At 41.3% G+C, this 23,499-nt stretch carries 25 protein-coding genes and 1 other RNA gene; 5 read left to right on the forward strand and 21 right to left on the reverse strand.

Annotation, left to right across the window (positions count from 1 at the left end):
- Nucleotide 1: 1 nt before the first annotated feature.
- Nucleotides 2–1,093, reverse strand: a complete 1,092-nt coding sequence (locus tag FD17_RS01440) for a glycosyltransferase family 4 protein (protein ID WP_057823001.1) — start codon at nucleotides 1,091–1,093, stop codon at nucleotides 2–4.
- Between the two features lie 259 nt (nucleotides 1,094–1,352).
- Between FD17_RS01440 and FD17_RS01445 the strand changes: the two genes are divergently transcribed.
- Both FD17_RS01445 and lrgB read left to right on the forward strand, forming a co-directional pair.
- Nucleotides 1,353–1,790 (forward strand): CidA/LrgA family protein, encoded by a 438-nt coding sequence (locus tag FD17_RS01445; protein WP_057823003.1) that lies wholly within the window; start codon nucleotides 1,353–1,355, stop codon nucleotides 1,788–1,790.
- Nucleotides 1,791–1,816: 26 nt separating this feature from the next.
- Nucleotides 1,817–2,569: an antiholin-like protein LrgB gene (gene lrgB / locus FD17_RS01450; RefSeq protein ID WP_057823005.1), complete on the forward strand. Its 753-nt coding sequence runs from the start codon at nucleotides 1,817–1,819 to the stop codon at nucleotides 2,567–2,569.
- Between the two features lie 222 nt (nucleotides 2,570–2,791).
- Here lrgB and FD17_RS01455 read toward each other — a convergent pair whose 3' ends face one another.
- The 4 genes from FD17_RS01455 to FD17_RS01470 form a co-directional block, all read right to left on the reverse strand.
- The gene (locus FD17_RS01455) at nucleotides 2,792–4,633 is read right to left on the reverse strand and encodes an APC family permease (protein ID WP_057823007.1); all 1,842 of its coding nucleotides are present in this window, start codon (nucleotides 4,631–4,633) and stop codon (nucleotides 2,792–2,794) included.
- A 260-nt stretch (nucleotides 4,634–4,893) separates the two neighbouring features.
- Nucleotides 4,894–6,516 (reverse strand): chaperonin GroEL, encoded by a 1,623-nt coding sequence (gene groL, locus FD17_RS01460; protein WP_057823010.1) that lies wholly within the window; start codon nucleotides 6,514–6,516, stop codon nucleotides 4,894–4,896.
- A gap of 96 nt (nucleotides 6,517–6,612) precedes the next feature.
- Nucleotides 6,613–6,897, reverse strand: a complete 285-nt coding sequence (gene groES, locus FD17_RS01465; protein ID WP_176744928.1) for a co-chaperone GroES — start codon at nucleotides 6,895–6,897, stop codon at nucleotides 6,613–6,615.
- A 225-nt stretch (nucleotides 6,898–7,122) separates the two neighbouring features.
- Nucleotides 7,123–7,755, reverse strand: coding sequence for a redox-sensing transcriptional repressor Rex (locus FD17_RS01470; protein ID WP_057823013.1), 633 nt, complete (start codon nucleotides 7,753–7,755; stop codon nucleotides 7,123–7,125).
- Nucleotides 7,756–7,944: 189 nt separating this feature from the next.
- Here FD17_RS01470 and FD17_RS01475 point away from each other — a divergent pair, with 189 nt between their 5' ends.
- The gene (locus tag FD17_RS01475; protein ID WP_235803152.1) at nucleotides 7,945–9,894 is read left to right on the forward strand and encodes an ABC-F family ATP-binding cassette domain-containing protein; all 1,950 of its coding nucleotides are present in this window, start codon (nucleotides 7,945–7,947) and stop codon (nucleotides 9,892–9,894) included.
- Between the two features lie 53 nt (nucleotides 9,895–9,947).
- Here FD17_RS01475 and tsaD read toward each other — a convergent pair whose 3' ends face one another.
- The 16 genes from tsaD to FD17_RS01550 all read right to left on the reverse strand — a co-directional run bounded on the left by tsaD (nucleotide 9,948) and on the right by FD17_RS01550 (nucleotide 20,836).
- Entirely contained in the window at nucleotides 9,948–10,979 is a 1,032-nt protein-coding gene (tsaD, locus tag FD17_RS01480) for a tRNA (adenosine(37)-N6)-threonylcarbamoyltransferase complex transferase subunit TsaD (RefSeq protein WP_057823017.1), read from the reverse strand.
- A gap of 28 nt (nucleotides 10,980–11,007) precedes the next feature.
- Nucleotides 11,008–11,583 (reverse strand): ribosomal protein S18-alanine N-acetyltransferase, encoded by a 576-nt coding sequence (rimI, locus tag FD17_RS01485; protein WP_057823168.1) that lies wholly within the window; start codon nucleotides 11,581–11,583, stop codon nucleotides 11,008–11,010.
- Nucleotides 11,567–12,289 (reverse strand): tRNA (adenosine(37)-N6)-threonylcarbamoyltransferase complex dimerization subunit type 1 TsaB, encoded by a 723-nt coding sequence (gene tsaB, locus FD17_RS01490; RefSeq protein ID WP_057823019.1) that lies wholly within the window; start codon nucleotides 12,287–12,289, stop codon nucleotides 11,567–11,569. Before tsaB ends, rimI begins: the two co-directional genes overlap by 17 nt.
- A 2-nt stretch (nucleotides 12,290–12,291) precedes the next feature.
- Entirely contained in the window at nucleotides 12,292–13,065 is a 774-nt protein-coding gene (locus FD17_RS01495) for an acyl-[acyl-carrier-protein] thioesterase (protein WP_057823021.1), read from the reverse strand.
- 15 nt (nucleotides 13,066–13,080) lie between these two features.
- Complete coding sequence (rsmI, locus tag FD17_RS01500; RefSeq protein WP_057823023.1) at nucleotides 13,081–13,956, reverse strand: 16S rRNA (cytidine(1402)-2'-O)-methyltransferase; 876 nt, start codon at nucleotides 13,954–13,956, stop codon at nucleotides 13,081–13,083.
- Nucleotides 13,957–13,966: 10 nt separating this feature from the next.
- Nucleotides 13,967–14,299 carry a DNA replication initiation control protein YabA gene (locus FD17_RS01505; protein ID WP_057823025.1) on the reverse strand — a complete coding sequence of 111 codons (333 nt, stop codon included), beginning with the start codon at nucleotides 14,297–14,299 and terminating at the stop codon, nucleotides 13,967–13,969.
- Between the two features lie 22 nt (nucleotides 14,300–14,321).
- Nucleotides 14,322–15,332, reverse strand: coding sequence for a DNA polymerase III subunit delta' (gene holB, locus FD17_RS01510; RefSeq protein ID WP_057823028.1), 1,011 nt, complete (start codon nucleotides 15,330–15,332; stop codon nucleotides 14,322–14,324).
- Nucleotides 15,333–15,343: 11 nt separating this feature from the next.
- A complete protein-coding gene (locus tag FD17_RS01515) occupies nucleotides 15,344–15,670 on the reverse strand; it encodes a cyclic-di-AMP receptor (protein WP_014940153.1) in 327 nt (108 codons plus the stop codon).
- Nucleotides 15,667–16,323: a dTMP kinase gene (gene tmk, locus FD17_RS01520; RefSeq protein WP_057823030.1), complete on the reverse strand. Its 657-nt coding sequence runs from the start codon at nucleotides 16,321–16,323 to the stop codon at nucleotides 15,667–15,669. Before tmk ends, FD17_RS01515 begins: the two co-directional genes overlap by 4 nt.
- A gap of 89 nt (nucleotides 16,324–16,412) precedes the next feature.
- Nucleotides 16,413–16,679, reverse strand: coding sequence for a YaaL family protein (locus FD17_RS01525; RefSeq protein ID WP_057823032.1), 267 nt, complete (start codon nucleotides 16,677–16,679; stop codon nucleotides 16,413–16,415).
- Nucleotides 16,680–16,702: 23 nt separating this feature from the next.
- Nucleotides 16,703–17,302: a recombination mediator RecR gene (recR, locus tag FD17_RS01530; protein ID WP_057823034.1), complete on the reverse strand. Its 600-nt coding sequence runs from the start codon at nucleotides 17,300–17,302 to the stop codon at nucleotides 16,703–16,705.
- A gap of 22 nt (nucleotides 17,303–17,324) precedes the next feature.
- The gene (locus tag FD17_RS01535; protein WP_057823036.1) at nucleotides 17,325–17,636 is read right to left on the reverse strand and encodes a YbaB/EbfC family nucleoid-associated protein; all 312 of its coding nucleotides are present in this window, start codon (nucleotides 17,634–17,636) and stop codon (nucleotides 17,325–17,327) included.
- A 16-nt stretch (nucleotides 17,637–17,652) separates the two neighbouring features.
- Entirely contained in the window at nucleotides 17,653–19,452 is a 1,800-nt protein-coding gene (dnaX, locus tag FD17_RS01540; RefSeq protein WP_057823037.1) for a DNA polymerase III subunit gamma/tau, read from the reverse strand.
- Nucleotides 19,453–19,615: 163 nt separating this feature from the next.
- Nucleotides 19,616–19,702, reverse strand: an RNA gene (gene ffs, locus FD17_RS12990) — signal recognition particle sRNA small type.
- Nucleotides 19,703–19,733: 31 nt separating this feature from the next.
- Nucleotides 19,734–20,216: a tRNA adenosine(34) deaminase TadA gene (gene tadA, locus FD17_RS01545; protein WP_057823039.1), complete on the reverse strand. Its 483-nt coding sequence runs from the start codon at nucleotides 20,214–20,216 to the stop codon at nucleotides 19,734–19,736.
- A gap of 11 nt (nucleotides 20,217–20,227) precedes the next feature.
- Nucleotides 20,228–20,836: a class I SAM-dependent methyltransferase gene (locus tag FD17_RS01550; protein WP_057823041.1), complete on the reverse strand. Its 609-nt coding sequence runs from the start codon at nucleotides 20,834–20,836 to the stop codon at nucleotides 20,228–20,230.
- A gap of 158 nt (nucleotides 20,837–20,994) precedes the next feature.
- On the opposite strand from FD17_RS01550, the gene nrdH reads away from it, so the two are divergent.
- Together nrdH and nrdE are read left to right on the forward strand one after the other, a co-directional pair.
- Nucleotides 20,995–21,225, forward strand: a complete 231-nt coding sequence (gene nrdH, locus FD17_RS01555; RefSeq protein ID WP_013728176.1) for a glutaredoxin-like protein NrdH — start codon at nucleotides 20,995–20,997, stop codon at nucleotides 21,223–21,225.
- Nucleotides 21,226–21,328: 103 nt separating this feature from the next.
- On the forward strand, nucleotides 21,329–23,494 hold the full coding sequence (gene nrdE, locus FD17_RS01560; protein WP_057823043.1) for a class 1b ribonucleoside-diphosphate reductase subunit alpha: 2,166 nt from the start codon (nucleotides 21,329–21,331) through the stop codon (nucleotides 23,492–23,494).
- The last annotated feature ends 5 nt before the right edge of the window (nucleotides 23,495–23,499 follow it).

Genomic DNA, 23,499 nt, shown 5'->3' on the forward strand with positions numbered 1-23,499 from the left:
ATTAATGATTATTTTTGCTTGTCGTATCTTTTACCAGTTTCTTAATCCCATTCAACAACGGCTGACGATCCGGGCCAACCAACCCAATTGTTTCAACAAATAATTCCAATCCGATTAATACAGCGACTGTGAGTAAAACAGAGCCCCACAACGTTGAAATCGGATAAAGTAATGAAATAAACGAGAAAATAAGCGCAATCCCATAAATGACCAAGACTGTCTGTCGATGAGTCAAGCCAATCTGCATCAATCGATGGTGGAGATGTCGCTTATCCGCATGGGTAATCGGTTCCTTGTTCAACAATCGTCTGAAAATTGCAAAAACCGTATCTGTAATTGGGACTCCCAAAATCATAACAGGAATCAACAATGTGATAAACGTTGCATTTTTCAGACCGAATAAAGAGAACACGGACATCATAAAACCAATGAACAACGCGCCGGTATCCCCCAAATAAATCCGGGCTGGAAAAAAGTTGTACGGCAAAAAACCGATACAAGCAGCAACCAATGTAAAGATCATGATTGCAACAAAGATATTTCCTACATTAAGGAAGAACATCGCCGTAATCCCCATTGTTGTTAAAGCAATGATGGCAACTCCTGTAGCCAATCCATCCAAACCATCAATCAAATTAACCGCATTGGTAATCGCCAAAATCCAAATCCACGTTACCGGCAAACTCATCCAACCCAAATGAATGGTAATAAATGGCAAGGTAATCGTGGTCATTTTGACGCCGGCAGTGAAATAAACCCACAGTGCCGCAATTGAAATGCCCAAAACCTTTTGTCGTGGCTTCAACACAAAGATATCGTCAATAATCCCAGTTAGAATAATGATAACTTCCCCGCCATAGACACCCCAAAGAATTTTAGTCGGAAATTGATCCCGCAGCAAAATCATGGTTGTAAAGGTGTAGGCAATAAAAATTGCCAACCCACCAATCGTTGGCATTGGAATTTTATTAACTCGCCGTTTATTCGGGCGATCTTCTGCCCCTACGGCAAATGCGAGTTTCCGGATAAATGGGGTTAAGACTGCAGAAATAATCATGGTAGCAAATAATGACACAATGATTTCAAATTTCAAAATTGTAACCTCACTTAATTCCTTCATTTTATTAATAAATCAATTATACAAACGCCCTTTGATAAAAACAAGGTATCTCTTTTTCACAAGTATAAAGAGACTACTTTCAAAATTAGTACGGACCAATTGTGTTGATTTTCACATTTCAGAAAATTGGTAACGTTTTCAATTGTCATATTTCACAAAAACATTTATACTAGAGTTTGTAAGATAACAGTTTTAATTATTCTATATTTCACAAACGGAAGGAGTTTTTATTATGGCTGACAAGTCTAATGATACACAAGCTGAGAAAAAAGACGCCCCTATTTTAATTCAAATGGGTATTTTCGCAGCAATCTTGTTTGTTTCAAGCTTAATTTCACCATGGTTGGCTGCGGTACTGCCAAAGTTCCCTGTTCCAACCCCGGTTATTGGTCTTATTATTTTGTACCTTTTGCTCACACTTCATATAGTTAAACTCGAGTGGGTTGATAAATTCGCAACATTTATGATTGGTTTCATTGCCTTTCTATTTGTTCCGTCAGGTGTTCAATTAACCGCCTCACTTGATATTATGAAGGCACAAGGTCTTCAATTAGTTACTGTTATTATTATTTCGACTGTCATCTTACTTGTTGTTATTGCTTACACTACTTCATTGTTCATCTGGATCAAGAAGAACGTATTCCACGGCGATGTTACAGTGCACGAATAATTATTTGAGAAAGGGTGAATTTTATAATGAGTGCTACACAAACTACCATAATTACGTACTTAGGTACGCCAATCTTCGGTATCTGTTTATCAATAGCCGTGTTCTTACTCGGCCAATGGCTGTTTAAGATTAGTCACGGTTTCTTCTTATTCCAACCTTTATTCGTTGGTATGGTTTTAGGTATTTTTATTCTTTGGTTAATGGCTAAAGCATTTGGTGTTGACGTTACTTGGTTCTACACCAACGCATACAAGCCAGGTGGAGATTTGCTATTCTGGTTCTTGAACCCAGCAACTATCGCCTTCGCTGTTCCTCTGTACAAGCGTAACGATATTGTTAAACGATTCTGGTTGGAAATTATCCTATCATTAGTCGTTGGATTGTTTATTTCACTTTACCTCATCTACCTTATCGCCAAATTATTCGGAATTGACAACACAGGAATTGCTTCCTTGCTTCCACAAGCAGCAACTACTGCTATCGCAATGCCTATTTCCGGAGCTATTGGCGGTAACCCTGCTGTCACTGCTATGGCATGTATCCTTAACGCCGTTATCATTTACGCATTGGCAACATTCCTTATCAAGATCTTCCGTCTCAAGGAACCTATTGGTCAAGGACTTGGATTAGGTACTGCCGGACATGCCGTTGGTTCAGCAAAAGCTATTCAGTTAGGTTCTGTTCCAGGTGCCATGGCATCAATCGCATTTGTTCTGATTTCAATCGTTGTTGATTTAGTTGTTCCAACATTTGCAAACTTACTTGGAATTATGCACTAATTCATAGCAACATCACAAAGAGCCGTCCAATCTGGACGGCTCTTTTGTTTACATATGATTTCATAAATGAAATGAATGGCCTTGCAAACCCCACAAAACAGTCTGCTGACGTTCCCGAAAGAATTTGCAGGTATTTACCTTCCACTTCTTCCGATCGTCTCACAAGACATAAAAACCGGCTATCCGTCGTTAATTGGCGGATAGCCGGTTTAGTATCATGAACTACTCACGAAGATGGTAGTTATAGTTAGAAATAATAATATTTTGACGTGAATTTAAGATCGTTCTTAATCTTAAGCTGGTCTGGTTATGCAGGACATTTTCCCATCTGTGACGGGGAACAAATTGCGGAACCAGGACAGTTGTCGAATAATTCCGATCAGCTGCCCGCTTGGCAATGACATCACAGAACCGTAATGTTGGTTGAGCAATCGATCGATACGACGAATGAATGTCAACGAATCGAACATCAGGAAAGTCCTTCTTAAACTGCTCGGAAGTCTTGTGTTCCTTCTCCGGGTTGGAGTCAAATGAGACATGCATCGCAATCACATAGTCACCAATCGATTGGGCATAGCTGATTGCGTTGGCAGTCACTCTGGTCACCCCACTCACAAGAACAATGACCGTTGATCCGTCAAAATGATGCGTCGTCGCAATTTCAGTATTATCTTCAATAACTCGAAGCTGCTCAGCCACCCGCTTATAATGATGGTTAATCTTATAGAAGATTCTCAGCAGGATCGGCATCACAATTAAATAAGGCCAAACGTTCGGGAACCTCAATAAGAACAAGCAGGTAACAAGTGAAAGTGAAATAAAAGCACCAATAAAGTTAATGATCGACTTTAACTGCCAGTTTTTTCCTCGGTGACGACGCCAATGAATAATCATCCCAGATTGAGACAATGTAAACGGAATGAAAACACCAACTGCATAAAGAGGAATCAGTGAGTTGGTTCGGCCGCCAAAGATTTGAATAAGAACAATGGCACCGATCGCCAGAGAAATAATCCCGTTTGAATAACCCAAACGATCCCCTTTATCAAGGTAGGCATGGGGTAAGAATTTATCTTTTGCAAGATTGTAAGCTAAAATTGGGAACGCAGAAAAACCGGTATTAGCGGCAACTGCCAGAATCATTGCAGTCGATAATTGAAGGGCATAATAAACAATTCCGTGACCAAAAACAGATTCCCCAATTTGTGAAAGAACCGTTTCATGACTATTTGGCATAATTCCCATATAGTAACTCAGAAATGTAATCCCACCGAAGAAGCAGGCAAGAATTGTCGCCATAATAGCCAGTGTTGCTGAAGCATTCTTGCTTTTTGGCTTATTAAAGTTTGGAACGGCGTTACTAATGGCTTCAACACCAGTCAGTGATGAAGAACCAGATGAGAAGGCCCTGAAGAATAGGATCAGTGTCATCCCTTCAACTGGTGCGCCAATATGAGCAGCCGCATGGTACTGAATGTTTCCACTCACAATGTTGTAGCCGCCATATATAATCATGACAATAATCATGACAATGAACAAATAAACCGGCAATGTCAAAAATGATGCCGATTCCCTGATCCCACGTAGATTCAACAACATAATGGCTATGACGATCAAACAGGAAATCAGAACGCCGTGGGAATATAATGATGGAATGGCAGACGTAATCGCTTCAGTTGCTGATGTTGTTGATACGGCAACGGTCAACATGTAATCAACCAGCAATGAACCACCGGCAATTAGTCCGGCCTGCTCCCCCCAATTGGTGCTGGCAACAACGTACGCACCACCACCGGATGGATAAGCATGAATGATCTGTTGATACGATAAAGTAATAGCAGCCAACAGAATCAAAACAAGTGCAGCAACCCAAATTTGATACATTAATGCTGCAGCGGACAACGTAATCAAGATGGTGGTAATCTGTTCAGTACCATATGCAACTGACGAGAGCGCATCGGATGACAGTAACGCCAGTGCTTTGAATTTGGTTAACGATTGGCCACCCTCATCAGTGGTTTTTAATGGCTTTCCAATAAGGAGCCGTTTGAGATATCGCCACATAAATAGTTACTCCTTTTTTAGTAATGAACCGTTCTTGTGAACCATAAAATGATAGTCCTTCTGAATGGTAAAAACAAGTCTTAATATGTACCTCAAAAAGGATTATAAAAGATTCCCATTTGAGTTGTCGAATAATGACACTTTAACTACTTTAATATTGAACAGAAGAATAAGCAAGTACGAAAATGAGCATTAATTCCAAAACTGGAATCAATGCTCATTTTAAAATACATTAGGCAAAATTGTTTTAAAACACTAAATTACATGCCCATTCCTGGTTGTGGCATTGGTGCTGCAGGAGTATCATCCTTAGGCTCTTCAGCAACAACTGCTTCAGTCGTTAACAACAATGCTGATACAGAAGCGGCATTTTGAAGAGCTGAACGGGTAACTTTGGTAGGATCAACGATACCATCTTTGATCATATCTTCGAACTTACCATTAGCGGCATTATATCCAATTCCAGGCTTTTCATCTTTAAGCTTTTCAACGATGACAGAACCTTCAACACCGGCATTTTCAGCGATTTGACGAACTGGCTCTTCAAGTGCACGAAGGACAATGCGGATACCGGTTTCTTCGTCGCCATCAGCTTTGTCGTCCAATTTAGCAATGGCTGGAATGACGTTAATCAAAGCAGTTCCACCACCGGGAACAAAGCCTTCTTCAACAGCGGCACGGGTTGCATTCAAAGCATCTTCAATTCGATACTTCTTTTCCTTTAATTCAGTTTCGGTTGCGGCACCGACACGAACAACGGCAACCCCACCTGACAACTTGGCAAGACGTTCCTTTAACTTGTCACGGTCAAAGTCTGAAGTGGTCTTTTCAATTTGGGCCTTAATTTCAGCAACCCGCTTTGAAATTTCATCGCTCTTGCCTGATCCATCAACAATAGTGGTTGAATCTTTTGTAACGTTAATCTTGTTAGCTTGACCTAATTGTTCAAGGGTTGCATCTTTCAAGTTCAATCCAAGATCATCGGTAATAACAGTTGCACCGGTCAAAATGGCGATATCTTGAAGTTGATCCTTACGACGGTCACCGAAGCCTGGAGCCTTAACGGCAACAACGTTGAATGTTCCTCTCATCTTGTTCAATACAAGAGTTGGAAGAGCTTCACCACCGATATCATCAGCAATGATCAAAAGTGAACGACCTTGTTCAACAATCTTTTGAAGTAATGGCAAGATATCTTGGATGTTGGTAATCTTCTTATCAGTTACCAAGATGTATGGGTTATCCAAGTTAGCTTCCATCTTGTCGTTATCAGTAACCATGTACTGTGACATATAGCCACGATCAAATTGCATTCCTTCAACGACGTCCAAACTGGTATCAACACCACGTGATTCTTCAATAGTGATAACACCATCGTGGCCGACCTTTTCCATTGCATCGGCAATTAATTTACCAACTTCAGTGTTAGCTGAAGAAATCGAAGCAATCTGAGCAATATCATCTTTGGTCTTCACATCATGCGACATCTTGTGAAGTTCATCAACGGCAGCTTTGGTAGCTGTTTCGATACCACGACGAATACCAACTGGGTTGGCACCGGCAGTGACGTTCTTCATACCTTCATTAACAATTGCCTGAGTTAAAACAGTGGCTGTTGTCGTACCATCACCGGCAACATCGTTGGTTTTTGAAGCAACTTCGGAAACCAACTTGGCACCCATATTTTCAAAATGATCAGGTAATTCAATTGACTTTGCGATGGTGACACCATCATTAGTAATTGTTGGCGTCCCTGCACTTTGTTCCAAAACAACGTTTCGGCCTTTTGGTCCAATGGTTGCTTTAACTGTATCTGCTAATTTATCCACACCCTTAAGCATTGCGCTGCGGGCATCTTCAGAAAACTTTACTTGTTTAGCCATTTCAAATTTCACCTCAAAAAAATATTTTTGATTAATTTATAATGATTGAATGATTCAAATGATTCCCTAAAACACAATTATCTTGTTAAACTAATATTATTCGACAATTGCGACAATGTCTTTTTCATGAAGAACAAGATAGGATTTATCGTCATCCTCGATCTCAGTTCCGGCGTACTTATCAAACATAACTCTGTCGCCCTTTTTAACAACTGGTGATACCTTAGTGCCGTTATCCAACACACGGCCGTCACCAACGGCAACAACAGTACCAGCTTGCGGCTTCTTCTTTGCGTTGTCAGCAAGAACAATACCGCCCACCGATTTTTCTTCTTCTTTTTCAGTTTCGATAATTACGCGATCTCCTAATGGTTTTAACACGTTAGTCCCTCCAATTACAACAATTTTTAGCATCATTAGCACTCCTATGTTAAAAGTGCTAATCACTGTTTATAATATATTATTTTTTTGGTTGAATTGCAAGGATTTCTATACATTTCCTTGAGTTATTGTGATTTAAGGCCGACCTGTCAGTAAATGAATTCAAAAGAAAAGACCGGGATTTTCAAAATCACCGGCCTTGATAACGCATGTTTGTTAGATAATTTACTTGCCAAAATTTTCAATAAAGTAAATCAATGTTTGAAGTTCGTTGGTTAAGTCAACATTTTGAACCAGAACGTCTTCTGGTACCTGCAGGCGGATTGGTGTGAAGTTCAAAATCCCTTTCACTCCACCGGCAACAGCCTCGTCGGCAATTGACTGGGCCACTTTTGATGGTACCGTTAAAATAATCACTTTAATCTGTTGATCATGGAGTTGATGAGATAATTCTTCAATTGGGTATACAGGAACCCCATCTTCAATCTTATTCACAATCTTGTCGTCAGTATCAAAGGCTGCAGAAATTCTAACGTTCCCGTCCTTGTGAAAGTTAAAGTTCAACAAGGCGTGGCCTAAATTACCGACTCCGATCAATGCGACGTTGGTGAGATGCTCCTGATTGAGAATTTGCTTGAAAAACGAAAGCAGGTTATCAACGTCGTAACCATATCCTCGCTTACCAAGAGCCCCAAAATAGGAAAAGTCACGACGAATGGTTGCTGAATCTACCTGAACCGCCTCGGCCAATTCCGTTGATGAAATTCGTTGCTTTCCTGTGTCATGTAATATATTTAAGTATCGATAATATATGGGCAATCGTTTAGCGGTTGCGCGTGGAATATTTTCAGCTGTCAAGAAAATTTCCTCCTAATTTGTTATTTTGGTTAAAAGAAACTTTGTGAATTCCTATTTACACTTTATTCTACCATAACATGACTTCTTGTGAAATATATTTCAAATAATACTTACAATAAATTACTGAATACTTGAAAATTATGCTAAAATTAATTGTTGATAGTTACAAAATGAAAGGTGGCCAAACACTTGATAATCTTACAAGCACAAGATCTAACGAAACGGTTCAACGGCGAAAATATCTTTTCAAAAGTAAATTTGGCCATTCAAGAAAAAAGTCGTGTTGCCCTAGTCGGCCGGAATGGTGCCGGCAAATCGACCCTGGTCAAAATGATAATCGGTGAGCAGTCTATCGATGGCGGCCAAATCAGCACCAAGAAAAATTTGACAATCGGTTATCTCGCCCAGGACACCGGCCTTGATTCCGAAAAATCAATTTATGCAGAAATGGCATCGGTTTTTGCAGGGCTCAAGCAGCAGGAAGCCAAGCTTCATGAACTTGAAGAACAAATGGGCTCACAAGATCTGGATCCAAATTCTGAGCAATATGAAACAATTTCATCACAATACGATAATATTCGCGCCGACTTCGAGCAGCACAACGGTTATGGGTATGACGCTGAAATTCGTGGTGTCCTCCATGGGTTTGGCTTTGAAGAAACCGACTATAATCGGCCCATCAATGAGTTGTCAGGTGGACAAAAGACTCAATTGGCTCTCGCAAAACTTCTGCTTGAAAAACCTGAGTTGTTGATTTTGGACGAACCGACCAATCACTTGGATGTTGAGACCATTACCTGGCTTGAAGGCTATATTCAAAACTATAGCGGTGCCCTGTTAATCATTTCTCATGATCGATATTTCCTTGACCGGATTGTCAATGAAGTTTACGAAATGTCTCAGGGAACACTTCACCATTTCACCGGAAATTATACTGATTACACCAAGAAAAAAGATCAGATGGTTGAACAGGAATGGAAAGAATACGAAAAACAACAGGCAAAAATCGAAAAGCTGCAGACCTTTGTTGATAAAAACATTGTCCGGGCGTCGACAACTAAGCAGGCCCAAGCCAGACGAAAGCAACTGGAGAAAATGGACAAGCTTGGAAAGCCAACCGGAGATGCGAAATCGGCCAGATTCTCCTTTTCACCCAAATCCAAAAGCGGCAATAACGTTTTGAACGTCACAGACGCTGCCGTAGGCTACACATCAGTTCTTTCAGAACCCGTCAATTTGGATGTCAAACGACATCAGGCAATTGCAATCGTTGGCCCAAACGGTGTGGGGAAATCAACTCTTCTTAAAAGCATTCTGGGAATTATTCCCTTCTTAAAAGGAAAAGCCCAGTTCGGCACAGGTGTAGATACCGGATACTATGACCAGGAACAAGCGTCACTTCATGAATCAAAAACCGTCTTAGGTGAACTGTGGGATGACCACCCTACAACACCCGAGGGCGACATTAGAAGCATCCTGGGCAGTTTCTTATTTTCCGGAGACGACGTCGCAAAGATGGTTCATGATTTATCCGGTGGCGAAAAAGCCCGACTGCTGTTAACAAAACTAGCGATGCAACACAATAATTTCTTAATTTTGGATGAGCCGACCAATCATTTGGATATCGACAGCAGAGAAGTGCTGGAAAAAGCATTAAACCAGTTCGACGGTACAATCCTCTTCGTTTCTCATGACCGGTATTTCATCAATAAAATTGCGACTGCGGTAGTTGAATTGTCTCGCCAAGGGACAACCCTTTATCTCGGCAATTATGATTACTATGTCGATAAAAAAGACGAACAGATCGCTATCAAGGAACATGAGGCTGAAAAAAAGGCTGCCGGCCAGCCTAAACCTGAAGCGACTGTGACAACAGACAAAAAGAACTACGAACTAAATAAACAAACCCAAAAAGAGCATCGGAAGTTAGCCCGCGAAGTCTCAGCGTTGGAGACTCAGTTAGATAAGTTGACCAAGTCAAAAGATAGCATTGAAACTGAAATGACGAATCCGGATGTGTTTAATGATCTGGGCAAGCTCCAAGACTTACAGAAACAGCTTGATGAAACAAACACACAAATCAAAGCGACGGAATCCGACTGGGAAGAAAAAAGTCTGAAGCTCGAGGATATGGACTAAAAAACAAAGGATGAAAGCAAATGCTTTCATCCTTTGTTTTTGTTATATACAAGCTATTTTATTTCGTCAGCCAACCAATCGAATTCCAGGCCGGGATCTGCATTTAATGTGGCATCTGCACGAGCTCCATGTCGATAAAGCATTTCACCGGCAGCACCGATCATTGCGGCATTATCGCCACATAGTGAAAGTGGCACCAATTCCAACTTGGTATCCTTAAACGCTGCCAAGTTCTTTGTCAGTCGCTCACGGAGCCCTTTGTTGGCGGCCACTCCACCAGCTAAAATTAATTGCTTCACTGGAAATTCTTTGAGCGCTCGGTCCGTCTTATCCGCTAGAACATCGACAACTGCCTGCTGAAAACTCGCAGCCAGATCTTCACGGCTTAGCGTTTCATTGATCTGATCAGCGTGATGAACGGTATTGATAAAAGCGCTCTTCAAGCCACTAAAGCTAAAGTCAAAATTGTCATCGGAATCCATGGCACGCGGAAATTTGAATGTATCCTGTCCTTTATGCGCCAACTCATCGACGGGTTTGCCGGCAGGATAGTTGATTCCCAGTACCCTGCCAATTTTGTCGTAAGCTTCCCCGGCTGCATCATCCCGCGTTTCACCAATAATCTCAAATTTATTTTCTTCCGGCATGTACACCAATTCAGTATGGCCACCAGAAACGACCAATGCCATCGCTGGAAATTCGATCGGCTCCACCAACCTGGCAGCATAAATATGCCCCGCCAGATGATTGACTGGTACCAATGGCAGATGATGGGCCCAGGCAACCGCCTTTGCAGCAGTAACGCCAATTAACAGTGCCCCAACCAATCCCGGACCATACGTTACCGCAACAGAAGTCAGGTCATCATATGTAACGTCAGCCTCTTTGAGAGCATCATTAATACATCCTGTGATCTGCTCGATATGGTGACGACTTGCAACCTCGGGTACAACGCCACCAAATCGTTGATGGCTCTTGATTTGGGTTGCGACAATATTTGAAAGAATCTGATTTCCATTTTCAATCACAGCGACAGAAGTTTCATCACAACTGGTTTCAAATGAAAGAACTAAATCTCTGGCCACTAACTTCACCCTATCTTTCTTATTAAATCTAACCGATTTTTGTAATGTCCAAAACCATGTTCAACGCATCTTCGCGATCATTAAAATAATAATCTTTTTTTATGCCGTTATCGACAAAGCCAATGTCACGATAGAGTTTTTGGGCCCGCGTGTTGCTCAAGCGAACCTCCAACGTTACTTTATCATATTCCAACTGGCGGGCTTTCTTGATGATTGTTGTAACCAGAAAGTAGCCCAACCCGTGGTTTTGAAAGTTGGGAGCAACGGCAACGTTTGTAATATGACAGTCTTTTGTATGATTATTGAGAGAACAGCCAATAAAAGCGACCAGCCAATCATTTCGGCGCAATACTAAATAAAGCCGGTCGGATTTGCGCATCAGCTCGGTTCGAAACGCCCGGTCGTCCCATGGTGTCTGACCACCATAAACCGCTCTTTCAATCCCTAATATTTCCGGAATATCAGGAATCATCGCTTTAGCTAAAAAATACTCGGTATCATTAATTTGAACGTCGTGGTTTTTGATATCCAGATATCTTTCCCGAAGCTGAACTTCTTTGTTATAAAATTGCTGGTTAAACCATTTTTTAAACTTTTTCAACATAATCATGCGTATCCTCATTAGGATGTAATTTTTTCCAATCCGCCTCTGCTTTTGTTAAGCGCAGATAGCGTGGCACGACAGCATCAACGTCTTTGATTGGTGCCTGAGTTAAGCCATACTGGCCCAACTTGGCAGCACTTGGAATGCCATCGAGTGAATCCCCAACAACCAATTGACTGTGCAAAGCTGTTCTCATATCTTTTTCAAAAGAATCCGTATCCCCAATTATCACAATCTGCTCGCCATAATTGTGAATCAGTTCCAACCAATTTGAAAGATTGATATGCTGATCTGCAATCACCGTTTCGATTGAGCCGTGGTTCCAACGATATAAACCTGTGAACATATTTTGATTTCGACCGTCAAAAATTGGGTTGATTAAAGCATCCTCTTTTTGAATATTCAATGCCAGATTTAATAAGCTGGAAACGGTCACAAGTTCAATTCCAAGAGTGCTCGCAATAGTTTTGGCTGCCGTGACCGCCATTCGGATTCCGGTATAGGAACCGGGGCCATCCGCAACCACAACTCTGTCCAGATCAGTTGGCAGCAAATCGGATTTCTGCACCAAATCTTCAATGACCGGCATCAAAAATTCGGCATGCTTACGATGCGTTGTGAGTGTTGTTTGAGCTAGTAAGTTGTCATTATCCATCACCGCAACAGAAAGTGGCTTGTTCGACGTATCAATTGCTAGTATTTTCATTATTAATCTTGACCCTCTGCTTTATTTTCTTTCCAAACAATGGTTGCGCTCGCTGAAAGAACGTCACTTGACTTAATTTCATGCACAGTTTTAATTTTATCATTATCTGAAGAATCGACAACTACTGAACTTGTAACTCTGTTACCATACTTAACTTCGTTTTCAAAACGAATATCGATATTCGTTGGTTCATGGGTGTCAAGAAAGTCCATTGGCAGCGAATCCAGCATCCATTCAGGATATCTGGAATTGTTGACATGACCGTTGAAATCAATATCACTCCATCGTACCTGATACTCTTTAGAAGTCATTTGATCTTCGGGTTCAATCCGACCAGGCCTTGGGAGTCTTGGTACCCGACGAACTTTTTCCGATTGATAAGGCGTAATCACATCATCATCAATGGCGGTGATTTTACGAGTCTTTTCATTCATCAAAACCCAGATACTCTCAACTTTTACCAGTTCATTTCCATCCTGATCATGAAGCCAAAATTCGCGGAATGCGAAGTAACGATTATAGGAAGTCCCCCTCGTCGTCATTTTTACCACAGAGTCTTTTCGTGGCAACTCCGTAATATGAATTGAATAAGACGTCACAACCCAGCCAATCCCATATTTATCAATTAAATACAGTTGATCAACTCCGAGTTTCTCGTTTTGATGCTCAGAGGCAAGAATCAATATATTGATCAACATGGGAATTGAAATCCGATTATTAACATTACATTCATAAAACGGGATTGTATGAAGTTCACTATAACGATGAGCTGGCATGGACATTACTTCCTTCTATTTGATGTCGTGGTACTGATTATAAATGACCTGTTTCTTTAACTTGTGGTCTTTGGCCACCTTCTTAATAGCTTCGTTAACACTGAGTCCATTTTCAATATAAAAGTCAACCTGCTGGTCAATTGTTAAACCCTCCAGCGGATCCTCTGCATCAACATCTGGCTTATCATTGCCTGACACTATAATAACAAACTCTCCCCGGATTTCAGTCGAATTGGCCCATTCATCCAATTGAGCAAGTGATCCGCGGATGAACTCCTCATGCTTTTTAGTCAGTTCACGGCACAATGCCCCCTGGCGTTCATCACCAAGTTGGGTCTTCAAATTCTTTAAAGTCTTTTTGAGCCGATGCGGTGCTTCATAAAAAATCATTGTTTCAGGCTTATTTCTCAATTCATCAATTTCTTCCCGTTGTTCTTTTGGCTTGCGGGACAAAAATCCATAAAAGTAAAACGGCTGTGGGGAAAGCCCAGATGCAATTAAAGCAGTTATCCCAGCATTGGCTCCCGGCAATGGAATGACGTTTATGTGTTGTTTGATGCAGGCCACAACCAGTTCATGCCCCGGATCACTAATAGACGGCATCCCCGCATCACTGACCTGCGCAATGGTGAGTCCCTGCTTTAATTTACTGATTAGTTCTGGAATCCTCTCTGCAGTATTGTGCTCGTGAAAACTAATCTGCTTGGTTTCAATCTCAAAATGATTTAGCAGCTTTTGTGTGTTACGGGTATCTTCAGCCGCAATCAAATCCGACGACTGAAGAATCTTGACTGCCCGATATGTCATGTCATCCAAATTACCAATTGGTGTCGGCACTAGATACAGACTGCCATATTGAGTTAATGTATCAAAACTTTTTTGAGTTTCCAATGTTTACCCCTTAGTCCCGTTTACCATAGATGATGTCTGTACAGAAAATACAATCTTCTCCATTTTCCCGTCGTTTGCCATAATATGAACTGCAAACATGGAAGCCTTCGTTATACAGCTTTTCCAAATTCTTTCTTGATTTGGAAAGCCGTGGGGAATTATTATCCATCTTTTCAGTAATCTCGTTAATGCGATCACGTAAATGTTGATTTTCAATTTCCAACTCAGCATTCTTTTCCATCAAACCAATTAAGGATTCGTGAAGGTGAGAAAAGTTGGCGGCATTGGCACTTAGCTGAGTATCCATTTCTTTAAGTTCATCGTACAAGTTTTGACTGTCCACGATTTTATCACCCTTTAATAAACTACGATTTTCCGATTTCAAGTATCTTTAATGTTAGGGATTCAATGATGTTTTGAAAGTTAACATTAACTGCCATTCGGCTGTTCATATTCAGCAGTTCATCCAGCATTTTAAGTATCTGAGCATTGCTCCATTCTGAAGCAGCCTGGTTGGTCTGTTCAAGAACTGCAGGATATTTAACCTGATCCTCAGCCAGGGTGCCATACTTGGTTTGCAAAACATCATCAAATAAACTGAGCATCATCGAAATCACAATCCGCTGACGCTCTTTGGTGTTAATAAGTGGCATTAGCGACATCTGAATAAATGGCATCGCCATGGGATTCCCCTTCACTAAGTAAGAAAACCACTTTTCGAGCATTTGTTGAGTTGAAGCAAACCAATCGTCTTTCAGCCAATCTCTGATTTGATCCAAACTATTGGTAATCGAAATCATCAAATTGACTTCACTGGGCTTCACACCACTGGACTGCAATTCTTTAACCATTAACTTTTTGCTGATGCTTGGAAATTCCACAACTTGAGTCCTTGAAATAATCGTTGGTAATACCAAATTGCGATTCTTACTGATTAAAAAACTGACCACATTGCCAGTTGGTTCCTCAATAAACTTTAATAAGCCGTTGGCAGCCCCAGTCGTCATCTTTTCAGCTTCGGAAATGATGAAGACCTTTTTTGATCCTTCAACCGCACTCTTTGTGAATTCACTCTTAACGTGTCGGATCTGGTCAACTTTGATACTTTGCCCATCCGGTTTGGTAATCACAACATCTGGATGGTCGTAATTCATGATTCTAACGCATTCGTGACATTTGCCGCACGGCACGCCATTTTGCACATTAGTACAAAAAAGCCGCATGGCAACTCCCATTGCGACTGAAAATTGACCAGCCCCATCTTCCCCAGTAAACAAGTATGCATGTGATAACTCGTTATTTTTAACCAAATTCATAAACTGGGCAAAAATCGTTGGTTGTTTAGTTTGAGCAACGTTAACAATATCGTGTTCCATAACGTTCCCTTCTAGAACTGCTTAAAATCTTCAATTGGCAAAATCATGACCGTTGCACCGCCGACCTGAACTTCAATTGGAAAGGTATGCTCAGCAGTGTCCCCATTTAGGCTGACTGGGGGCGTCATAAATTGCTGACGGGCTGAACAGGTTTCCTTGATCAGCTTTAGTGTCAAATCAACTTTGGAATCATCGACCGCGACCAAATAGGTTGTATTCCCTGCCCGCAAGAAACTACCGGTCGTTGAAAACCGAGTGGCAATAATATCATGGGCAACGAAAACCGATCGCAGCTTATTAGCATCTTTATCTTGGACAATTGCAATGACTAATTTCATAATGAACGCTCCTTAAAATACTCAGGTGCAATCTCGTGGATAATCTTAATTGTATCATTAACAACGCCATCAATTGGCTGAGTCGCATCAATACTTATAAATCGGTCAGGATTATCGTCCCGAATTTTCATATATCCTTGATGCACGCGTTTGTGAAACGCCGTGGTTTCAACATCTAAACGATCAATCTTACTTTTATCACGATGCTCGGCAATCCGGTCCAAGCCAACTTCGACCGGAATATCAAAGTAGATTGTTTTAAATGGTAACAGCTTTTCAGTCGCAAACTCATTCATTCTTGCAACCTGATCCATCCCGATTTCTCGGCCGGATCCTTGATATGCCACGGAACTGTCAACATATCGATCACAAAGAACCAACTTATTTTGTTGAAGGGCGGGCAAAATTGTTTCAACCAAGTGCTGTCGTCGAGCTGCGGCATACAGTAATGCCTCCGTCCGATAATCCATTTCGGTATTCTTACGATCAAGAATGACTTTCCGAATCTCTTCAGAAATCTTATTACCGCCGGGTTCTCTGGTTATCAATAGTCTGTCACCAATTTCTTCATTAAACACGGTGATTACCCGATTCATAACAGATGTTTTACCAGCGCCGTCAGGACCTTCAAAGCTTATAAACTTACCGTTCAAAACAATTCCCTCGCTTTTGAATTTAAATTAATTGTACTTTATGTTCATTGGACTGTCTAACCATTAGAGCCAGTCTCGTTACTTGGAGATCATTCAAAATTATCGTGATCATAGCTGATAACTGAAGGCTGAATTTGATAATTCTTAATTTTCCGAATTCTGGCTTCTTTATATATGAAGAAATATTTTCGACGGGCTAACGCAGTCTCCTGCTCCATTTCCATATCACTGTCAGCAACAGCTTCCTGAGTTTGAGCGGCATGATCCCATTCTTCTTTTAAATGATTGATTAATTCCAACAAACGATCATCATATTCCTGTTTAACATCTGGGTGTCTCAATCGGTTAAAAAACATGTGAGCTCTCCCCCTTTTAAAAATTAAATTTCGGTTCTTCCTTGAACAGCCTTGAATAAAGTAACTTCATCGGCATATTCGATATCGGAACCAACCGATAAGCCATGTGCCAGCCGAGTCACTTTGATGCCGGCAGGTTTGATCAATTTGCTTAAATACATAGCTGTTGCCTCGCCTTCAGGAGTGGCGTTTGTGGCAACAATGACTTCTTTAACTGTTTTATTTTTCTGAAGTCGTTTGATTAAGGAACTAATATTAAGATCTTCAGGGCCTTTTCCTTCAATTGGCGAAAGTACACCATGAAGAACATGGTATAAGCCATGATATTCCTGGACTTTTTCCATCACCATAACATCTTTAGGTTCTTCAACAACCAAAATTGTGGATTGGTCACGACTCTTATCACGACAGATCTCACATGGGTCTTCATCCGTTAAATTCCCGCAGATTGAACAATAATGAAGATCATTTTTCGTCGCAATCAGTGCCTTCGAGAATTCCTTCACATCATCTTCGTTCATATCAACGGTATAAAAAGCCAGCCGGGTTGCGGTTTTACTACCAACGCCCGGTAATTTCATGTAACTGTCAATTAATTTTGCGATTGCTTCAGGATATTGCATATTTTCCCCTTTTTAACGCTGATTACATGTCCGGGATGCCTTTAGTGTATTTACCCATAGTGCTTTCAGTTGCCTTATCAACTTTGGAAATACCGTCGTTTACGGCCGTCAAAATCAAGTCACCCAACATTTCAGGATCGTCAGGATCGATTGCTTCCGGTTTGATTTGAATATCAGTCATTTTTTTGTCGCCGCTAAAAGTCACTTCAACCATATCGTCAGGCGCAGTTCCTTTGAATTCCTGCTGTTTCAAATTTTCTTGTTCTTCACCAAGCTGTTTTTGCATCTTTTTCATTTGCTTCATCATTTTGTTCATATTCATACCATTCATCATTGTAAAATTCCTCCAATTAATCGTCTTTTATATCTAAAATATCGGTACCAAAAAGTTCAGCTGCTTTTTTGACGACCGGTTGACTCTCCGAATCCTGTTCGACAGGATCATTGGATGAGTCATCAGCCGGATCAGCTTTTGGGTCATCGGCCTTGGCTTCCTTGGGAGTGGCATTTTTCAACTTGTCCCGATGGTTCGTCAAATATTCATGACGAATATCAGGCCACTGATTTTCCGGAACAAATACAATCTGCGGCGCTTTACCGACGATCCGGTCAAGGTTATTTTCAAGGGCATCCTTCAAGTCGGTATCCCCTTGTGCTTTTTGATACAGGAACGGGTATTCAAAGGCAACAATCACCCCTCCGCTGCTTGCGGCCACCGGTGAAGAAACGTGCATGACAGCGCGCTGGGTCACTGATAGGGCCTTCATCAGGTCCGGCCAGACCTCTTTAAACTGGTTCAGTTGTTTTCTAGTTGCTTTGCCGAGAATTGGGTAAATCTTTGCCAATTCAATATGGTTATCCATTGTATGTGCCTGACTCGGTTTTGCGGGTTCAGGAGTACTAACAGCACTGGATTGGGCATCCGGTGCCTGCTTAATGGCATCCAATTCAGATTTTAACTTGGCAACTTCTTGGGTCAGCTGTTGAATTTCCGCGTTAACTTCCGGATTTACAGCAGTCGTTGCGGCCGGCTGGGAGTTGGTTGAAGTATTTGATTGGGAATTTGAATCCAAATGAGTAATCTTGACTGTCAGAACTTCCAGATAAACATCGGGATGAGCAGTAAATCTAAGTGAATTAGAAATATCATTCAACTCATTAATAATCTGGTAAATTTCCTGATCAGTGATTTGGCCGCTGAGCTTTTTGAACTGATCATCGATAATTCCCAGTTCCATTTCTTCGACAATTCCCGGATCCTGCTGATACAACAAAATATCCTGACAATAACTGGTCAAGTCTTCAATGAATCGACTGGCATCTTTTCCCTCATCAAGAATCTTTTGAATCGTAATCAAGGCACTCTTGGTATCGTTTGCAACAACCTGCTTCATATAGGTGGTCAGCAGCTCATTTGTAACACTGCCGGTGACCAGCAGTGCATTATCATAGGTAATCTTATTATCGCCATATGACATTGCCTGATCAAGGATACTCAAGGCATCACGCATTCCACCCTCGGCTGCCTTGGCAATTAGTTTGAGTGCCTTATCGTCATATTCCACCTTTTTTTGATCAAGAATATATTCCATTCTTTCCAAAATATCTTTTGGCTTGATCCGCTTAAAATCAAATTTCTGGGTTCTGGATATAATCGTGGCTGGAATCTTATGCGGTTCAGTCGTTGCCAAAATAAAGATGACATTGGCTGGTGGTTCCTCCAAAGTTTTCAACAGTGCGTTGAACGCCCCGGTTGAGAGCATATGAACTTCATCAATAATGTAAACTTTGTAATCAGCCTGAGTTGGTGCGTACTTCGCTTTGTCTCGAATATCCCGGATTTCTTCAACCCCGTTGTTGGAAGCAGCATCGATTTCGATGACATCATTTAAGCTGCCCTCATTGATTGCCTTACAGGTTTCGCACTTGTTGCAGGGTTCACCATCTTTTAAATAATGACAGTTGACCGCCTTGGCAAAGATCTTCGCCGCAGACGTTTTACCCGTCCCCCGTGGACCGGTAAACAAATAGGCATGGCTTGTTTGTTTAGTAATTAAAGCATTCTTTAATGTCCGTGTGATAACTGATTGGCCGACGATTTCATCAAATCTCTGTGGTCGCCAGACCCGATATAATGCTTGATAACTCATGACCAAACCCTCCAAAAATAATTGCCAAACCGCTAATTTCTCGAATGGAACATCTAAATAATTATATGATGAATCAAGCCAGAGTGCAATCAACGACAGTCGCTTATCCAGTAATTTTCTCCAAAAAAATGCTCCCAGCAAAATTGCTGAGAGCTAAATTTCTATGTACAAGAGGCACAAGGTTGATGATACTTAGTGCTGCTTCCTTCCGGACCTGACACAGTTCGTAACCCGACCCTTGCCTCAGGGCCTTGCGGCAATATCTATCATAACTTAAATGGTTAAGAATTGCCAGTCCTATTCTTTCTTTTCTTGCGGGCAGCTTTGAAAAAGTCCTTCATGATTTGTGAAGCTTCATCAGCCAAAACACCCTCGACGACATTCACTTGGTGATTCAATCGCGAATCTTCCAGAACCGAATACAAGCTTCGGGTTGCCCCCGCCTTTGGATCACGGGAACCAAAACAGACATTCTCAATTCGGGTATTGATAATTGCCCCCGAGCACATCAAACATGGTTCAATCGTCACGTAAAGATCACAATCAATCAGCCGCCAGCTGTTCAAATACCGACAGGCCTCTTCAATCGCTAAAATTTCTGCATGGGCAACACCATCATTTAAATGCTCTCTCAGGTTGTGTCCCCGACCGATAATGATACCATCATGAACAACGACGGCACCAATTGGGACTTCACCTATCATGAATGCTTTTTGTGCTTCGACCATCGCTGCCCGCATAAAACGGCTATCAGCTTGAAACATGATTTACCTCACTATTTCTTTACGCTTTGAAGAATATAATATCCTTTATCACGTTTTAAAATCTTACAGTTACCAAATAATTCGGTCATCAATTTTTTTGCGGACGGAGCACCCTGCTTCTTTTGTAGTACAACCGTCAACGTTCCATCGTCAATCAGATGATCAACTGCTCCGGAAATCATCTCGTCCACGACTTTCTTTCCTGCCCGTACCGGTGGATTTGTAAATATGGCCGCATACTTTTCACTAATCGCTTCATATATGTTGCTCTCAAAAATATGAACATTTTTAACCTGGTTGTCGGCCGCATTCTTTTTAGCCAACTCTAAAGCGAGTTCATTGACATCAACCATATCAATCTGTCGTTCTGGAAAGGCTTTTGCAATTGAAATTCCAATCGGACCATAGCCAGTGCCCATATCCAACAATTTGCCATCTGGAATGATGCCGTAATTAATATTTTTAACCAGAACCCGGCTGCCGTAATCGACAGTATGTTTGGAAAACACTCCGTTATCGGAAGTGAACGTTAAGTTGTTTCCCAGCAGCGAAAAGTCCCACGTTATTGGTTTGGATTCAACATCCGGATTCTTTGAATAGTAAAATGAATTGTCTGTCATAAAAATCTCCTAGTTTGTCTTTCACATTTATTGCCTATATTTGGTGCTTACAATTAGTTTTATCACAATATATTGTGTTTTAATCGTTGCATTTCACACTATTTAGTGTAGAATTGAACCATAAATTAAATTTTAACGAAACAGGGGAAGTGTTTACAATGGCTAAAATTACATTATATTCAAAGAACAACTGTATGCAGTGCAAAATGACAAAACGTTACCTTTCAGAACACAATGTGCAGTTCGAAGAACACAATATCAACGAACAACCACAATATATTGATTACTTGAAGCAACGAGGCTTTATGGCGGTACCCGTTGTCGATGTAGATGGTAAGCAAGCATTCAGCGGTTTCCGACCTGATCAACTTCAGTCGATTGCCGGCTAATTGCCTTCATCCATTCTACCATATTGATTTTAGATTAGCGGGCGAAACCACAAACGGTCTCGCCCCCTTTTATTCGCAATTATAAGAAAGCGTGGTACAAGATATGTCACTTCACAACTTAAAGGATGTTACTTATTTTGATCTGAATAATGAAATCAACATCCCGGTCAATGGTCAAATCCCGTTGCAAAAAGACCAGGAAGCCCTCCAAGCCTTCCTGAAGGAAAATGTTCAGCCGAACTTGATGAAGTTTGAGAGCTTGAAAGATCGTTTTGACTACCTCATCAAAAATAACTATTACGAAGAAGATTTTGTCCGCAAATATGATGAATCCTTCATCGAGAAGTTATACCAATACTTAAATGAGCAAAACTTCCATTTTAAGTCATTCATGGCTGCATACAAATTCTATGCACAGTATGCCTTGAAGACTAATGATAACGACCTGTATTTGGAAAGCTTTCTGGATAGAGTTGCTGCCAATGCCCTGTTTTTTGCTGATGGTGACGAACAATTAGCAATGGATCTGGCTGATGAAATTATCCACCAGCGTTACCAACCAGCTACGCCAAGTTTCTTGAATGCCGGCCGTGAAAACCGTGGCGAATTTGTGTCCTGTTTTCTGATCCAAACGACTGATAATATGAATACGATCGGTCGGACAATCAATTCAGCACTGCAATTATCAAGAATCGGCGGCGGTGTAGGAATTAACCTTTCCAACCTCCGGGAAGCCGGTGCCCCAATTAAACATATTGAAGGCGCTGCTTCAGGTGTTGTGCCGGTTATGAAATTATTGGAGGACAGCTTCTCATACTCAAACCAGTTGGGCCAACGTCAAGGCGCCGGGGTTGTGTATCTGTCAGTCTTCCACCCGGATATTATTGAATTTTTGGGTGCAAAAAAGGAAAACGCCGACGAAAAGATTCGTCTAAAGACACTTTCGTTGGGTGTGACCGTGCCCGACAAGTTCTATCAATTGATTAAAGCCGACGCTGATATGTATCTTTTCAGCCCTTATGATGTAGAACGTGAGTACGGTGTTCCATTTTCATACGTGGACATTACCAAGGAATACGACAATTTGGTTGCCAATGACAAGATCTCAAAAACCAAGATCAAGGCTCGTGATTTGGAAACTGAAATCAGTAAACTCCAGCAGGAATCCGGTTATCCATACATTATCAACATTGACACCGCCAATCGTGACAACCCGATTGCCGGCCGAATCGTTATGAGTAACTTGTGTTCCGAAATTCTCCAGGTTCAAACGCCATCAACGGTTGATAACCAACAGCATTACATCAAAATGGGAAAAGACATTTCATGTAACTTGGGTTCGACCAACATCAACAATATGATGGACGGGAAAGATTTTGGCCATTCTGTTGAAAGTATGGTCCGTGCCTTAACCTTTGTCACTGACCATTCCAACATCGACGTGGTACCTTCTATTCAAAAAGGTAACAAGGAATCCCACTCAATCGGCCTTGGTGCTATGGGATTACACAGTTTTCTCGCCAAGCATCATATGTATTATGGTTCCCCAGAGTCAGTTGAATTTACCAGCGTTTATTTCATGCTGCTTAACTACTGGAGCTTAGTTGCATCTAACAAGATCGCTAAAGAACGCAACGAAACCTTCGTCAACTTTGAAAACAGCAAATATGCCGACGGTAGTTATTTTGATAAGTATCTCGACGAATCCTTCGCACCAAAATCTGACGAAGTAAAATCCCTCTTCAAAGACGACTGGATTCCATCAAAGGAAGACTGGGAGAATCTTAAAGAAGCAGTTATGAAAGATGGCCTTTACCATCAAAATCGAATGGCCGTTGCTCCTAATGGTTCGATTTCATACATTAACGATACAACTGCCAGCCTTCATCCAATTATCAACCGGATTGAAGAACGTCAGGAATCAAAGATTGGAAAGATTTATTATCCCGCTCCATACCTTTCAAACGACACAATGCCATATTATACGTCTGCGTATGATATGGATATGCGTAAGGTAATTGACATCTACGCGGCTGCCCAGCAGCATATTGATCAGGGAATGGCGCTTACCCTCTTCATGCGTTCAACCATCCCAGAAGGCTTATATGAGTGGAAAAATGGTCGGACTGATAAGATGACGACACGTGATCTCAATATCTTAAGAAATTACGCATACAAAAAAGGTGTAAAATCAATTTATTACATTCGAACTTTCACAGATGATCAACAAGAAGTTGGCTCAAATGAATGTGAAAGCTGCGTCATTTAAAGGAG

It is taken from the genome of Lentilactobacillus sunkii DSM 19904 (assembly GCF_001435575.1).
Taxonomy (GTDB): Bacteria; Bacillota; Bacilli; order Lactobacillales; family Lactobacillaceae; genus Lentilactobacillus; species Lentilactobacillus sunkii.

Bases quoted from the DNA above. Each gene is read 5' to 3' on its own strand.
- FD17_RS01445 (WP_057823003.1), top strand. From the start codon at position 1,353: ATGGCTGACAAGTCTAATGATACACAAGCTGAGAAAAAAGACGCCCCT.
- lrgB (WP_057823005.1), top strand. From the start codon at position 1,817: ATGAGTGCTACACAAACTACCATAATTACGTACTTAGGTACGCCAATC.
- FD17_RS01455 (WP_057823007.1), bottom strand. From the start codon at position 4,633: ATGTGGCGATATCTCAAACGGCTCCTTATTGGAAAGCCATTAAAAACC.
- groL (WP_057823010.1), bottom strand. From the start codon at position 6,516: ATGGCTAAACAAGTAAAGTTTTCTGAAGATGCCCGCAGCGCAATGCTT.
- rimI (WP_057823168.1), bottom strand. From the start codon at position 11,583: ATGTTGAAAAAGTTTAAAAAATGGTTTAACCAGCAATTTTATAACAAA.
- tsaB (WP_057823019.1), bottom strand. From the start codon at position 12,289: ATGAAAATACTAGCAATTGATACGTCGAACAAGCCACTTTCTGTTGCG.
- FD17_RS01495 (WP_057823021.1), bottom strand. From the start codon at position 13,065: ATGCCAGCTCATCGTTATAGTGAACTTCATACAATCCCGTTTTATGAA.
- holB (WP_057823028.1), bottom strand. From the start codon at position 15,332: ATGGAACACGATATTGTTAACGTTGCTCAAACTAAACAACCAACGATT.
- FD17_RS01515 (WP_014940153.1), bottom strand. From the start codon at position 15,670: ATGAAATTAGTCATTGCAATTGTCCAAGATAAAGATGCTAATAAGCTG.
- FD17_RS01525 (WP_057823032.1), bottom strand. From the start codon at position 16,679: ATGTTTTTTAACCGATTGAGACACCCAGATGTTAAACAGGAATATGAT.
- recR (WP_057823034.1), bottom strand. From the start codon at position 17,302: ATGCAATATCCTGAAGCAATCGCAAAATTAATTGACAGTTACATGAAA.
- FD17_RS01535 (WP_057823036.1), bottom strand. From the start codon at position 17,636: ATGATGAATGGTATGAATATGAACAAAATGATGAAGCAAATGAAAAAG.
- dnaX (WP_057823037.1), bottom strand. From the start codon at position 19,452: ATGAGTTATCAAGCATTATATCGGGTCTGGCGACCACAGAGATTTGAT.
- tadA (WP_057823039.1), bottom strand. From the start codon at position 20,216: ATGTTTCAAGCTGATAGCCGTTTTATGCGGGCAGCGATGGTCGAAGCA.
- FD17_RS01550 (WP_057823041.1), bottom strand. From the start codon at position 20,836: ATGACAGACAATTCATTTTACTATTCAAAGAATCCGGATGTTGAATCC.
- nrdH (WP_013728176.1), top strand. From the start codon at position 20,995: ATGGCTAAAATTACATTATATTCAAAGAACAACTGTATGCAGTGCAAA.
- nrdE (WP_057823043.1), top strand. From the start codon at position 21,329: ATGTCACTTCACAACTTAAAGGATGTTACTTATTTTGATCTGAATAAT.